Annotated in this window: 13 protein-coding genes; 8 read left to right on the plus strand and 5 right to left on the minus strand. The window is 59.8% G+C overall.

The window, feature by feature from the left end; all coding sequences use genetic code 11:
• Positions 1-20: 20 nt before the first annotated feature.
• The 7 genes from pepP to gcvH all read left to right on the plus strand — a co-directional run bounded on the left by pepP (position 21) and on the right by gcvH (position 8,282).
• A complete protein-coding gene (gene pepP, locus K5D32_RS18965; protein WP_221575463.1) occupies positions 21-1,355 on the plus strand; it encodes a Xaa-Pro aminopeptidase in 1,335 nt (444 codons plus the stop codon).
• Positions 1,352-2,539 (plus strand): 2-octaprenyl-6-methoxyphenyl hydroxylase, encoded by a 1,188-nt coding sequence (ubiH, locus tag K5D32_RS18970; RefSeq protein WP_221594506.1) that lies wholly within the window; start codon positions 1,352-1,354, stop codon positions 2,537-2,539. The genes pepP and ubiH overlap by 4 nt, the downstream gene beginning before the upstream one ends.
• 51 nt (positions 2,540-2,590) lie before the next feature.
• On the plus strand, positions 2,591-3,811 hold the full coding sequence (locus K5D32_RS18975; RefSeq protein ID WP_221601415.1) for a 2-octaprenyl-3-methyl-6-methoxy-1,4-benzoquinol hydroxylase: 1,221 nt from the start codon (positions 2,591-2,593) through the stop codon (positions 3,809-3,811).
• 101 nt (positions 3,812-3,912) lie between these two features.
• Positions 3,913-4,914 carry an extracellular solute-binding protein gene (locus K5D32_RS18980; protein ID WP_221594504.1) on the plus strand — a complete coding sequence of 334 codons (1,002 nt, stop codon included), beginning with the start codon at positions 3,913-3,915 and terminating at the stop codon, positions 4,912-4,914.
• 88 nt (positions 4,915-5,002) lie between these two features.
• A complete protein-coding gene (locus tag K5D32_RS18985; protein WP_221601417.1) occupies positions 5,003-6,619 on the plus strand; it encodes an iron ABC transporter permease in 1,617 nt (538 codons plus the stop codon).
• 148 nt (positions 6,620-6,767) lie between these two features.
• Entirely contained in the window at positions 6,768-7,850 is a 1,083-nt protein-coding gene (gene gcvT / locus K5D32_RS18990) for a glycine cleavage system aminomethyltransferase GcvT (protein WP_025258015.1), read from the plus strand.
• A 45-nt stretch (positions 7,851-7,895) separates the two neighbouring features.
• The gene (gene gcvH, locus K5D32_RS18995) at positions 7,896-8,282 is read left to right on the plus strand and encodes a glycine cleavage system protein GcvH (RefSeq protein WP_221601419.1); all 387 of its coding nucleotides are present in this window, start codon (positions 7,896-7,898) and stop codon (positions 8,280-8,282) included.
• A gap of 53 nt (positions 8,283-8,335) precedes the next feature.
• On the opposite strand, the gene K5D32_RS19000 is transcribed toward gcvH, so the two are convergent.
• The 5 genes from K5D32_RS19000 to K5D32_RS19020 all read right to left on the minus strand — a co-directional run bounded on the left by K5D32_RS19000 (position 8,336) and on the right by K5D32_RS19020 (position 12,378).
• The gene (locus K5D32_RS19000; protein ID WP_221529428.1) at positions 8,336-8,656 is read right to left on the minus strand and encodes a DUF2388 domain-containing protein; all 321 of its coding nucleotides are present in this window, start codon (positions 8,654-8,656) and stop codon (positions 8,336-8,338) included.
• Between the two features lie 58 nt (positions 8,657-8,714).
• Positions 8,715-9,167, minus strand: a complete 453-nt coding sequence (locus K5D32_RS19005) for an NfeD family protein (protein ID WP_221594502.1) — start codon at positions 9,165-9,167, stop codon at positions 8,715-8,717.
• A gap of 10 nt (positions 9,168-9,177) precedes the next feature.
• Positions 9,178-10,098, minus strand: a complete 921-nt coding sequence (locus tag K5D32_RS19010) for an SPFH domain-containing protein (RefSeq protein WP_221575470.1) — start codon at positions 10,096-10,098, stop codon at positions 9,178-9,180.
• A gap of 37 nt (positions 10,099-10,135) precedes the next feature.
• The gene (locus K5D32_RS19015) at positions 10,136-11,920 is read right to left on the minus strand and encodes a GspE/PulE family protein (protein WP_025258020.1); all 1,785 of its coding nucleotides are present in this window, start codon (positions 11,918-11,920) and stop codon (positions 10,136-10,138) included.
• A gap of 110 nt (positions 11,921-12,030) precedes the next feature.
• Entirely contained in the window at positions 12,031-12,378 is a 348-nt protein-coding gene (locus K5D32_RS19020) for a hypothetical protein (RefSeq protein ID WP_221601420.1), read from the minus strand.
• Between the two features lie 127 nt (positions 12,379-12,505).
• Here K5D32_RS19020 and K5D32_RS19025 point away from each other — a divergent pair, with 127 nt between their 5' ends.
• On the plus strand, positions 12,506-12,976 hold the full coding sequence (locus K5D32_RS19025) for an Lrp/AsnC family transcriptional regulator (RefSeq protein ID WP_025258022.1): 471 nt from the start codon (positions 12,506-12,508) through the stop codon (positions 12,974-12,976).
• Positions 12,977-13,094: the final 118 nt, after the last annotated feature.

The raw sequence follows: 13,094 nt of genomic DNA on the forward strand, positions 1-13,094 counted from the left end.
CCAAGGGACCCCGTCTGCCCATGATCTCTATCCCGAAGTCCGAATACGCCCGCCGACGCAAGGCCCTGATGGCCCAGATGGTGCCCAACAGCATCGCCATTCTTCCGGCCGCGGCTGTTGCGATTCGCAATCGTGATGTCGAGCATGTCTACCGGCAGGACAGCGATTTCCAGTACCTGAGCGGCTTTCCCGAGCCCGAAGCGGTAGTGGTGTTGATTCCGGGGCGTGAATATGGCGAGTACGTGCTGTTCTGCCGTGAGCGCAACCCGGAGCGCGAATTATGGGACGGGCTGCGGGCCGGTCAGGAAGGTGCCATTCGGGATTTCGGTGCCGACGATGCCTTCCCGATCAACGATATCGACGACATCCTGCCGGGCCTGATCGAAGGTCGCGAGCGGGTGTATTCGGCCATGGGCAGCAACCCTGAATTCGACCGGCATCTGATGGAGTGGATCAATACGATTCGCTCCAAGGCCCACCTGGGTGCGCAGCCGCCGAACGAGTTCGTTGCGCTGGATCATCTGCTGCATGATATGCGCCTGTATAAATCGGCAGCGGAAGTGAAGGTCATGCGCGAGGCTGCGCAGATTTCCGCTCGTGCCCACATCCGTGCGATGCAGGCCAGCCGTGCCGGGCTATATGAGTTCAGCCTGGAAGCCGAGCTGGATTACGAGTTTCGCAAGGGCGGGGCAAAGATGCCGGCTTACGGCTCCATCGTCGCTTCGGGCCGTAATGCCTGCATCCTGCACTATCAGCAAAACGACGCGCCGCTCAAGGAGGGCGATCTGGTGTTGATCGACGCCGGTTGCGAGATTGACTGCTATGCCAGCGACATCACCCGCACCTTTCCGGTCAGCGGGAAATTCTCGGCAGAGCAGAAAGCTATCTACGAACTGGTGCTCAAGTCTCAGGAAGCAGCGTTTGCGGCCATTGGCCCCGGCAAGCACTGGAACCAGGCCCATGAAGCAACGGTCAGGGTCATTACGACCGGGCTGGTTGAACTGGGCTTGTTGCAGGGCGATGTGGACGAGTTGATCGAGACCGAGGCGTACAAAGCGTTCTACATGCATCGTGCCGGGCACTGGCTGGGCATGGATGTGCATGACGTCGGCGAATACAAGGTCGGTGGTGAATGGCGGGTGCTGGAAGTCGGCATGGCGCTGACCGTGGAGCCGGGGATTTATGTCTCTCCCGACAATCAGAACGTCGCGAAAAAATGGCGAGGTATTGGTGTGCGAATCGAGGATGACGTAGTGGTGACGAAGAAGGGGTGTGAAATTCTTTCCGGTGGCGTGCCCAAGACTGTCGCTGAAATCGAGGCCCTGATGGCCGCTGCACAGGCTCAGGTCGCATGAGCCGCTTCAATCTTGCCATCATCGGTGGCGGTCTGGTGGGTGCCAGCCTCGCTCTGGCCTTGCAGGCGGGCGCAAAGGCGCGCGGCTGGAAAATCGTCCTGATCGAACCTTTCGCCCCCGGTGACAGCTATCAGCCCAGCTACGATGCACGCTCTTCGGCGCTGTCGTTCGGGGCGCGGCGCATTTATGAACGCCTTGGCCTGTGGCATCAGATTACCCGGCGCGCCGAACCCATCATGCAGATTCAGGTGTCCGATCGCGGTCGCTTCGGTGCGACCCGTCTTGCCGCCATGGAAGAAGGCGTGCCGGCGCTGGGTTATGTGGTGGAAAACGCCTGGCTGGGCCAATGCCTCTGGGCGGGGCTGGATCGTGAAGTCGTCACGTGGCGCGTGCCTGCCGAGGTTACGCGCATGCAGGCGTTGGCCGATGGCTATCGACTGACATTGAATGATGAAACCGAACTGGAATGTGATCTGGCGGTGCTCGCCGATGGCGGCCGCTCCAGCCTGCGCGAACAGTTGGGTATTGGCGTGCGCGAACGCTCCTATGATCAGAGCGCCTTGATCGCCAACATCACCCCGAGCGAAGCCCATTGCGGGCAGGCGTTCGAGCGCTTCACCGATGATGGTCCCATGGCTCTGTTGCCATTGCCGGAAAACCGCTGCGCGCTGGTCTGGACCCGCAAGGGCAACGACACCCAGCGGCTTGCGGCGCTGGATGACCGCAGCTTCCTCAGTGAACTGCAGAATGTATTCGGTTACCGCCTGGGCACCTTGCGTCAGGTCGGTTCGCGGCATGTGTATCCGCTTTCCCTGGTGGAAGCCGAAGAGCAGGTTCGTTCGCATCTGGTCGTGCTGGGCAATGCCGCCCACAGCCTGCACCCGATTGCCGGACAGGGCTTCAACCTGTCGTTGCGCGATGCCGACGCACTGGCTGACGCATTGCTGGAAAGCGACAAATTACCGGGCGACCTGTCGACCCTGCTGGCCTATCGTGAACGGCAGCGCCTCGATCAACAGATGACCGTGGGCTTTTCCGACAAGGTAACCCGCTTGTTCGGCAGCACACAGCCTGTGGTCACCGCAGGCCGCAACCTGGGGTTGCTGGGGCTGGATCTGCTGCCACCGGCCAAACGCTGGTTCGCCCGTCAGGCCATGGGCCTGGGGACTCGATCCGATGTGTGACCCACAAACTTTCAGAACACGGCCACGGCCGCAAGCGAGAACGATCTAAGCATGGAAACCCGCGCAGATGTGCTGATTGTCGGAGCCGGAATGGTCGGCAGCGCCCTTGCATTGGCCTTGCAAGGCAGCGGCCTGGATGTGGTGGTGGTCGATGGCGGCCCGCTGAGCGTCAAACCCTTCGACTCGCAATCGTCCTTCGAGCCTCGCGTCAGTGCGCTATCGGCGGCCAGCCAGCGGATTCTGCAGCGTCTTGATGTCTGGGAAGGCATCGCCGCCCGTCGCGTCAGCCCTTATGGGCAGATGCATGTGTGGGACGGCAGCGGCACTGGAGAAATCCATTTCTCAGCGTCCAGCGTGCATGCTGAAGTGCTGGGTCATATCGTCGAGAACCGCGTGGTGCAGGACGCTCTGCTGGAACGGCTGCACGACAGCGATATCGGTTTACTGGCCAATGCCCGTCTGGAGCACATGCGCCATTCCGGTGACGACTGGCTGCTGACCCTGGCCGACGGTCGCCAGTTGCGTGCGCCTCTGGTCATTGCTGCCGATGGTGCCAATTCGGCTGTACGCCGCCTGACAGGCACACCGACCCGGGAATGGGATTATCTGCATCACGCCATTGTCACCAGCGTGCGAACGGCCGACTCCCATCGCAAGACCGCCTGGCAGCGTTTTACCGACGATGGTCCGCTGGCGTTCCTGCCGCTGGAGCATGAAGAAGAGCACTGGTGTTCCATCGTCTGGTCGGTGACGCCGCTTGAAGCCGAGCGCCTGATGGCGCTGGATGACGAAACTTTCTGTCGCGAACTGGAGCGGGCTTTCGAGGGCCGTCTGGGGCAGGTGCTGGCTGCCGATCCGCGAGTGTGCGTGCCGTTGCGTCAGCGTCACGCCAAGCGTTATGTCGCGCCGGGGCTGGCGCTGATTGGCGATGCCGCTCACACCATCCACCCGCTGGCCGGGCAGGGCGTGAACCTGGGCTTTCTGGATGCTGCGGTACTGGCCGAAGTGTTGCTGCATGCTGCCGAGCGTGGCGAACGACTGGCCGATGTCCGTGTGCTCGGCCGTTACGAGCGTCGCCGCATGCCACACAACCTGGCCCTGATGGCGGCCATGGAAGGTTTCGAGCGTCTGTTCCAGGCCAACCCGCTGCCGCTGCGCTGGCTGCGCAATACCGGCCTGAAAGTGGTCAACAAAATGCCGGAAGCCAAGGCCATGTTCGTGCGCGAGGCGTTGGGGTTGTCCGGAGAGCTCCCGGAACTTGCCCGTTTGTAATGGCTTGAAACATCCGGTAACGCCTCGGGCGGCTGTTCGATTGTGATCGAAAATGGGATTAACTACCATTTCGCCTCATTTTTCGAACGCGAGAGACTCCCATGCAGGCTAGCAAGCGTCTTCTGGCTGCTTTGACACTCACAGTGCTCGGCAGCACCGCCCAGGCCGCTGACGAGGTCGTGGTGTATTCATCGCGTATCGATGAGCTGATCAAGCCGGTCTTCGATGCCTACACGGCCAAGACCGGTGTGAAGATCAAGTTCATCACCGACAAGGAAGCGCCTCTGATGCAGCGCATCAAGGCCGAAGGCGAGAACGCCACGGCTGACCTGCTGCTGACCGTCGATGCCGGTAACCTCTGGCAGGCCGAGCAGATGGGGATTCTCCAGCCGTTCACGTCGCCTGTGATCGACGCCAATATCCCGCCTCAATATCGCTCTTCCAGCCATGCCTGGACCGGCCTGAGCCTGCGGGCGCGGACCATCGCCTACTCGACGGATCGCGTCAAGCCTGCCGAACTGAGCACTTACGAAGCCTTGGCAGACAAGAACTGGGAAGGGCGCCTGTGCCTGCGCACGGCCAAGAAGGTTTATAACCAGTCCCTGACGGCAACCCTGATCGAAACCCATGGCGCCGAAGCGTCCGAGAAGATTCTCAAGGGCTGGGTCAATAACCTGTCCACCGATGTGTTCTCCGATGACATCGCGGTGCTTGAGGCAATCAATGCCGGGCAATGCGACGTCGGTATCGTCAACACTTACTACTACGGTCGCCTGCACAAGGATAATCCTGACCTGGCGGTGAAGCTGTTCTGGCCGAACCAGTCGGACCGTGGCGTACACGTCAACCTGTCGGGCATCGGCTTGACCAAGCATGCACCGCACCCAGAAGCCGCCAAGGCGCTGGTTGAGTGGATGACGGGGCCTGAGGCACAAGCCATCTTCTCCGGCACCAACCAGGAATTTCCGGCTAATCCGAAAGTCGCACCGTCGGCAGAGGTTGCCAGCTGGGGCGCCTTCAAGGCTGACACCATTCCTGTCGAAGTGGCAGGCAAGCGTCAGGCTGAAGCGATTCGCATGATGGATCGCGCTGGCTGGAATTGATTTAATACCGCCACACCCCCGTAGGAGCGAATTCATTCGCGAATGAATTCGCTCCTACGGGGTTTTCCATGATTTTCGAGAATCCCCCTTGGCCCATCCCGCCCAACGCCGTTGGTATCTCCTGGTTTTTGCCATCGCTGCCCTGGTGCTGCTGCCGCTGAGCGTGCTGTTGCTGTCCTGGGAGACTATCGACCGCGAGATCTGGTCCCATTTGCTGGAAACCCAGATGGCGCGGCTGTTGAGCAACACGCTGATTCTGGTGCTGGGTGTTGGCGTCGGTGTCACGGTGCTGGGTGTCAGTCTGGCGTGGCTGACCAGCCTCTGTGAGTTTCCCGGCAGGCGCTGGCTGGACTGGGCCTTGATGCTGCCGTTCGCGATTCCGGCGTATGTGCTCGCCTTTGTGTTTGTCGGCCTGCTGGATTTCTCCGGCCCGGTGCAAACCCTGCTGCGGGAATGGTTCGGCAGCGGCCTGCGACTGCCTCGTGTGCGTTCCACGGGCGGGGTGATCATCGTTCTGGTGCTGGTGTTCTATCCCTACGTCTATCTGCTGGCGCGCACGGCTTTCCTGGCCCAGGGCAAAGGCCTGATGGAAGCTGCGCGGGTGCTGGGGCAGTCGCCGTTGCAGGCTTTCTGGCGTGTGGCGCTGCCTATGGCGCGTCCGGCAATCGGCGCCGGTTTGGCGCTGGCGCTGATGGAAACCCTGGCGGATTTCGGCGCGGTGTCGGTCTTCAACTTCGATACGTTCACCACCGCGATCTACAAGACCTGGTACGGGTTCTTCAGCCTGTCCAGCGCGGCGCAGCTGGCAAGCCTGTTGCTGTTGGCGGTCATGGTGGTGCTCTATGGCGAACGCCGCGCCCGTGGTGCCAGCCGCACGACCAACGAACGACCGCGAGGCAAGGCGCTCTATCACCTGCGCGGCCTGAAAGCACTGGCGGCCACTGGTTGGTGTGGGCTGGTCTTTGTCTGTGCGTTTGCCGTGCCCATGCTGCAACTGATCGTGTGGGTCTGGCAGCGGGGCCGTTTCGATCTGGATGAACGTTATACCGGCCTGATCCTGCATACCCTCTATCTGGGCGGCATCGCTGCGCTGATAACCGTCGGCGTGGCGCTGATCCTGGTTTTTGCCCGACGCATGGCCCCCACGCCGGTGATTCGCTCCGGCGTGAGTCTGGCCAATCTCGGTTATGCACTGCCCGGTTCGGTGCTGGCCGTGTCGATCATGCTGGCCTTCAGTTATCTGGACCGGGAGCTGGTGATTCCGCTCTCCGGCTGGCTGGGCGGGGCCGGCAAGCCTTTGCTGCTGGGCAGCCTGTCAGCTCTGGTGCTGGCCTATCTGGTGCGCTTCATTGCGGTGGCTTATGGGCCGCTGGAAAACAGCCTGTCGCGCATCCGGCCTTCGCTGCCTGAGGCAGCCCGCAGTCTGGGTGTCAGTGGACCAAAGTTGTTTTTCAAAGTGTATCTGCCGCTGCTGGTGCCGGGCGCATTGAGCGCCGCGTTGCTGGTCTTCGTCGACGTCCTTAAAGAGATGCCCGCCACCTTGCTCATGCGTCCGTTTGGCTGGGATACCCTTGCTGTGCGCATCTTCGAGATGACCAGCGAGGGGGAATGGGCGCGTGCGGCCCTGCCGGCCTTGACGCTGGTGCTGGTCGGGCTGTTGCCCGTGATCGGGTTGATCCGGCGCTCGGCGCGTCAGATTGGTTAGTCACTCCCCATACGGCTACAATGCGCCGCAATCGGTGCGGTCTGTCAGACCGTTCGGCGCGCTGTCATTTGCTGCATACCTCTATTCACGAGGGGCTTGCCTCTGATCTGCCTGTCCGCACCTTCGCCACGCCCGGAAGGAGAAACCCATGGGACAGCGTACCCCACTCTTTGACCTGCACCTCGCGCTTGGCGCGAAGATGGTCGATTTTGGTGGCTGGGACATGCCGTTGCATTACGGATCGCAAGTCGAGGAGCACCATCAGGTACGCCGCGATTGCGGAGTGTTCGATGTCTCTCACATGCATGTGATCGATGTCATGGGCAGTCAGGCAAAGGCCTGGTTGCGTTACCTGCTGGCCAACGACGTAGAACGGCTGAAAAGTCCGGGACGTGCGTTGTACAGCGCCATGCTCGATACCCGTGGCGGTATCGTCGACGACATGATCGTCTACCTCACCGCCAGCGGTTATCGCCTGGTGGTCAATGCGGCAACCGGTGCCAAGGACATGGCCTGGATGCAATCGCACCTCACCGGTTTCGATGTGCAGCTGATCGAGCGCACAGGGCTGTCCATGCTGGCAATTCAAGGGCCACGGGCCAGAAGCCGGATTGCCGAACTGGTGTCCAGCGCTCGCGCCGAAACCATTCATCAGCTCAAGTATTTTGAAGCCCGTGACGATGGCGACTGGTTCATTGCCCGCACCGGCTACACCGGTGAAGACGGTCTGGAAATCATGCTGCCAGCCGAGCAGGCTCCCGGTTTTTTCAACGATCTGGTCGGCGCAGGCATTTCTCCTGTCGGTCTGGGCGCACGAGACACATTGCGTCTTGAGGCAGGCATGAACCTGTATGGGCAGGACATCGACGAAAACGCTTCGCCGCTCGTCTCGAACATGGCCTGGACCATTGCGTGGGAGCCGGCAGAGCGTGATTTCATCGGTCGCGATGCACTGGAAAGCGAGCGTGCCGCAGGCGTGGCCTCGAAACTGGTGGGGCTGGTGCTCGAAGAGCGCGGCGTGTTGCGGGCGCGTCAGGTCGTGCGTATCGCAGAAATTGGCGAAGGAGAGATCACCAGTGGTAGTTTCTCTCCTACGCTAAGCAAATCGATTGCCCTGGCACGTGTTCCGATGGCGACTGGCGACCGGGCCGAAGTCGAAATCCGCGGCAAATGGTATCCGGTGCGTGTAGTGCAGCCAGCGTTTGTACGTCATGGCAAAACCCTGATCTAACCTATCTGGCGGGTTTTCCGCTGACTCGATGTAGAGGATGACTAAATGAGCAATATTCCCGCCGAACTGCGTTTCGCCGAAAGCCACGAATGGGCGCGTCTGGAATCCGACGGCACGGTAACCGTGGGTATCTCCGATCATGCTCAGGAAGCGCTGGGCGATGTGGTGTTTGTCGAGCTGCCTGAAGTGGGCAAGGTTTTCGCCGCCACTGACGCTGCGGGCGTGGTCGAGTCGGTCAAGGCTGCTTCCGATATCTACTCGCCTGTTGCTGGCGAAGTGATTGCGGTCAATGAAGCATTGGCCGATGGCCCGGAACTGCTGAACAGCACTCCGTACGAAGCCTGGATCTTCAAGCTCAAGCCAAGCGATGCCACCGCCGATCTGGCAAAACTGCTGGATGCTGCCGGTTACAAAAACGCCATCGGCGAGTAACCGGAAGGCAAAAAAAATGCCGCTCGAATGAGCGGCATTTTTCATGGGGCCGATTACTGGTTTTCGGCGACCAGGTTCTTGGCCAGGATCGCGTTGGCCAGTTCCATGTCCGTGGCTTTCAGGCCAGGATTGTCAGTGCGCACCTGCTGGATAGCCGCTTCCAGGAATGGGCCGCGGATGCCGCCATCGCTGGCGACGAAGCTGCCTGCGTCATCCTGAGCGGCGACGATCAGCTTGTGATCCTTGAAGGTCAGGTAAGTCGAACCGGTGGTGGCACCGGAAGAAATCACGTTACGCCAGAAACCGTCGGCCATCGCTGAACCGACCGGAAGTGACAGTAAGGCGCATGTGATGACAGCATGTTTGAGGCGCATGGTGTTACTCCGACTGTGGTTGTTCTGAGGGGTTGGATAGCCGGAGCAGGGGTTGAGTTCAATTTAAGTCGTGGGCCTCGACCTTCAAGATCACACCGTCCTGACCAATGACCTTCACCAGACTGCCCATCGGCGCGTCCGGTCCTGTCACGATCCATACGCTGTCACCCGCTTTGATCTTGCCCCGTCCATCGACAATCGCGGTCTGAACGGTGAACGTGCGACCAATCAGCTCCTGCCCGCGCATGTTCAGCCCTGGCTGATCCGATGGACGGGCCACGCTGCGTTGCCGATGCCACCAATAGGCGGCCGTCAGCACTGAAAACAGCGCGAAGAGCAGAAACTGCAAGGCCCATGGCATTTCGGGCATGACGAACGTCAGGACGCCGACCGAGGCTGCCGCAATGCCGATCCACAGCAGATACCCGCCCGCGCCGAACACCTCGAAGATCAGCAGCACCGTGCCCAGTCCAAGCCAGTCCCAGGCCGACAGGTTTTGCAGGAAATTCATCGTCCTTGCCTCAGGCTTTCGGGTTGTTGAAGGTGGCTTTGACGATTTCTCCGATACCGCCCACGGCCCCGATCACCTGACTGGCTTCCAGCGGCATCAGGATGACCTTGCTGTTATTGGCGGAGGCCAGTTTGCCCAGCGTCTCGACGTACTTCTGAGCGACGAAGTAGTTGATCGCCTGCACGTTTCCGCCCGCAATGGCTTCGGATACCACTTGAGTCGCCCGCGCTTCCGCTTCGGCTTGACGCTCGCGTGCTTCGGATTCCAGGAAGGCCGCCTGACGACCCCCTTCGGCCTCCAGAATCTGCGCCTGCTTCTTGCCTTCAGCGGTGAGAATCGCAGAAGCGCGCAAGCCTTCGGCTTCAAGGATTTGCGCACGCTTGATCCGCTCGGCTTTCATCTGGCCGGACATGGCAGCCATCAGGTCTGCTGGCGGGCTGATGTCCTTGATTTCAATACGAGTGATCTTGATGCCCCATGGCGCTGTAGCTTCATCGACAGTGCGCAGCAGGCGCTCGTTGATGTTGTCACGCTGGCTGAGCATCGCATCCAGCTCCATGGAGCCGAGCACGGTACGAATATTGGTTTGCAGCAGGTTGCGGATGGCGTGTTCGAGGTTGTTCACCTCATAGGCGGCCTGTGCCGTGTTGACCACCTGAAAGAAGCACACGGCATCGATCTGCACAGTGGCGTTGTCGGCGGTGATGACTTCCTGAGGTGGAATGTCCAGCACGCTTTCCATGACGTTGATCTTGTGTCCGATACGGTCCATCACGGGCACGATGATATTAAGCCCCGGTTTCAGTGTGGTCGTATAACGCCCGAAACGCTCCACCGTCCATTGATAACCCTGCGGCACAACCTTGAAGCCCATGAAGACGATGGCTACCGCCAGGCCGACGAATAACAGAACTACACTGCCGATTTGCATAACTTTTCCCTGTCGCTTTTATATTGAGTTCGTTTCCCTAGCGCTGCTCGCTCTGTGGCGTGACCCGCAGCACTTCCTCCAGTGTCGTCAGCCCCGCCGAGACTTTTTGCGCGCCGGACAATCGCAGGCTGCGCATGCCTTCCTTGAAGGCCTGGCGGCGCATGGCGGTCAGGTCGAGGTCTGCGCTGATCAAGGCTTTGACACTGTCGGACATAAGCATGATCTCGTAGACACCGGCTCGTCCACGGTAACCTGTTTCACGACATTCCACGCAGCCGACGGCCTGATGTGCGCCGCTGGGCACCGGAGCCTGCCAGGGGCGTGTCAGGGTCTGCCAGTCGGTTTCGTTCAGGTTGATCGGGGCCTTGCAGTGCGGGCACAAGGTACGCACCAGACGTTGCGCCATGACGCCAAGGATGGTGGCCTTGAGCAGGTAATGCGGCACGCCGAGTTCCAGCATGCGGCTGATGGCGCTGGGTGCATCGTTGGTGTGCAGGGTCGAGAGCACCAGGTGGCCGGTCAGCGCGGCCTGAATCGCCATCTCTGCGGTTTCCAGGTCACGAATCTCGCCGATCATGATGATGTCCGGGTCCTGCCGCATCAGGGCTCGCACACCACTGGCGAAGGACAGGTCGATATTGTGCTGGACCTGCATCTGATTGAAGGCGGGTTCCACCATCTCGATGGGGTCTTCGATGGTGCACAGATTGACCTCGGAGGTCGCCAGCTTCTTGAGTGTGGTGTAGAGCGTGGTGGTCTTGCCCGAACCGGTCGGGCCGGTGACCAGAATGATGCCGTTGGGCTGATTGGTCATGCCTTGCCAGCGTCGCAAGTCATCGCTGGAGAAGCCCAGTTGATCGAAATCCTTGAGCAGCACTTCGGGGTCGAAGATCCGCATCACCATTTTTTCGCCGAACGCGGTGGGCAGGGTCGAGAGCCGCAATTCCACTTCGCCGCCATCGGGCGTGGTGGTCTTGACCCTGCCGTCCTGCGGCTTGCGCTTTTCCGCGACGTTCATCCGGCCCAGGCTTTTCAGGCGGCTGACCACCGCCATGGTGACCTGTGACGGGAACTGGTAGACGTTATGCAGCACGCCATCGATACGAAAGCGCACGGTGCCTTGCTCGCGGCGTGGCTCGATATGGATATCGCTGGCGCGTTGCTGGAAAGCGTACTGGAACAGCCAGTCCACGATATTGACGATATGCGCGTCGTTGGCGTCGGGTTCCTGATCGCTGGCACCCAGCTTGAGCAGTTGCTCGAAGTTGCCCATGTTGCTGGTTTTCAGATCTGTCGCATTGGCACCGCTGACAGATTTCGCCAGTCTGAAGAACTCCACCGTCACGCGCTGGATATCTACCGGGTTGGCCACCACGCGCTTGATGGTCAGCTTCAGCACATGGGCCAGGTCCTCTTCCCAGGCGCGTACATAAGGTTGCGCGCTGGCGATGGTCACGGATTCGCGATCCACGGCCACGGCGAGGATCTTGTGTCGCTGGGCAAAGGCATACGACATCAAGGGCATAACGGCCGCGACATTGATTTTCAGCGGGTCGATACGCATATACGGCTGGTCACATTGCTGTGCGAGCCAGTTGGTCAGGGTTTCCAGGTCGAGCTTCTTGCCTGCGCGCTTGAGGTCATCGAACTGCAGGGTCGCAATGAACTCCAGCGGATGAAGCTGGATATTGGCCGCGCTACGGCGCTGGGTGAGGGCTGTTTCTGCATCGTTCTGACTCAGGACGCCTTGGGCGACCAGATCACGTAGCAGGTCGTTCAGATCGAGCCAGCGATCCTGTGACGATGGGGCGAGGACTGCCATGCGCGCTCCTTGAGGCAATTCATCATCGGACGATGAGCAAGAATAGTCTTCAAGCGTGCCAGTGTTGAGCTCTCTATGCGACCAGGAATTACGAATGTTTGCGAGACACTTCAGCCAGCGACCAGTGCAACATGTTGATGAGTGACTTGCGGGGCGTGGATTTGCTCCAGTTCCACCGAGCATACATCGATCAGATTGCGCATTTTTTCGCCAATCACCTGAGCTCGATGCCAGCTTAGCCCGTCGACTGTTACATCGATGACCAGCAACCCGTCCTGCCGTGAAACAATGACGTTCTGCGGTGTCAGGTATTGCAGGGCAAACAGGTTCAGGACCTGACACAACAGCGCCGGTTCGGCTTCGGCCAGCACCTGATAGCGTGCGCAACAGGACATGTTGGCGGGTGACCAGCTGTCCGGGCGAAGTTCTGATGCTGCAACGGCTTCAAGGTTGGGCATACTGGGCTCTCCTGTATTGAGTGGAGGAATTCTTGCACGCCGAAATGGAAATTTCTGGTCTATGATCAATAGGTTTAGGGCTTTTTGGAATTGTTAATGCGCAATATGGATTTTAAAGGGATTGTTTATGCAAGTTGAGCTGGATGCTTACGACCGCAAGATACTGGCATTGCTGCAAGAGGATGCCTCGCTCTCCAGTGCCCAGGTTGCAGAGAAAGTGGGTTTGTCGCAGTCGCCCTGCTGGCGGCGTATACAGCGGCTGAAGGATGAGGGCGTAATACGGCGCAATGTGACACTGCTGGACCGCAAGAAAATCGGCCTCAACACGCAGATCTTTGCCGAGGTCAAACTCAACGCCCACGGGCGCTCGAATTTCACCGAATTCACCGATTCGATCCGCGGCTTCCCTGAGGTGCTGGAGTGTTACGTGCTGATGGGCTCGGTGGATTTCCTGCTGCGCATCGTGACGTCGGATATCGAGGCGTATGAGCGGTTTTTCTTTGAAAAACTGTCGCTGGTGCCGGGGATTCAGGAAGTGAACTCGACCGTGGCGTTATCCGAGATCAAGTCCACGACCAGTTTGCCGATTGTGAAGTAGGGCTCTTCGCGACTGAAGTCGCTCCCACATAGTGAACTGCCCCCAAAAAGTTGGACACCCATCCAACCCTTGGGGGACGTTATGAGTAAGTACACAGAATCATTCAAGCTCACCGCCA

Source organism: Pseudomonas cichorii, assembly GCF_019719005.1.
GTDB lineage: Bacteria > Pseudomonadota > Gammaproteobacteria > Pseudomonadales > Pseudomonadaceae > Aquipseudomonas > Aquipseudomonas cichorii_E.

Coding starts and splice junctions, on each gene's coding strand:
- pepP (WP_221575463.1), top strand. CDS start 21: ATGATCTCTATCCCGAAGTCCGAATACGCCCGCCGACGCAAGGCCCTG.
- ubiH (WP_221594506.1), top strand. CDS start 1,352: ATGAGCCGCTTCAATCTTGCCATCATCGGTGGCGGTCTGGTGGGTGCC.
- K5D32_RS18975 (WP_221601415.1), top strand. CDS start 2,591: ATGGAAACCCGCGCAGATGTGCTGATTGTCGGAGCCGGAATGGTCGGC.
- K5D32_RS18980 (WP_221594504.1), top strand. CDS start 3,913: ATGCAGGCTAGCAAGCGTCTTCTGGCTGCTTTGACACTCACAGTGCTC.
- gcvT (WP_025258015.1), top strand. CDS start 6,768: ATGGGACAGCGTACCCCACTCTTTGACCTGCACCTCGCGCTTGGCGCG.
- gcvH (WP_221601419.1), top strand. CDS start 7,896: ATGAGCAATATTCCCGCCGAACTGCGTTTCGCCGAAAGCCACGAATGG.
- K5D32_RS19000 (WP_221529428.1), bottom strand. CDS start 8,656: ATGCGCCTCAAACATGCTGTCATCACATGCGCCTTACTGTCACTTCCG.
- K5D32_RS19005 (WP_221594502.1), bottom strand. CDS start 9,167: ATGAATTTCCTGCAAAACCTGTCGGCCTGGGACTGGCTTGGACTGGGC.
- K5D32_RS19010 (WP_221575470.1), bottom strand. CDS start 10,098: ATGCAAATCGGCAGTGTAGTTCTGTTATTCGTCGGCCTGGCGGTAGCC.
- K5D32_RS19015 (WP_025258020.1), bottom strand. CDS start 11,920: ATGGCAGTCCTCGCCCCATCGTCACAGGATCGCTGGCTCGATCTGAAC.
- K5D32_RS19020 (WP_221601420.1), bottom strand. CDS start 12,378: ATGCCCAACCTTGAAGCCGTTGCAGCATCAGAACTTCGCCCGGACAGC.
- K5D32_RS19025 (WP_025258022.1), top strand. CDS start 12,506: ATGCAAGTTGAGCTGGATGCTTACGACCGCAAGATACTGGCATTGCTG.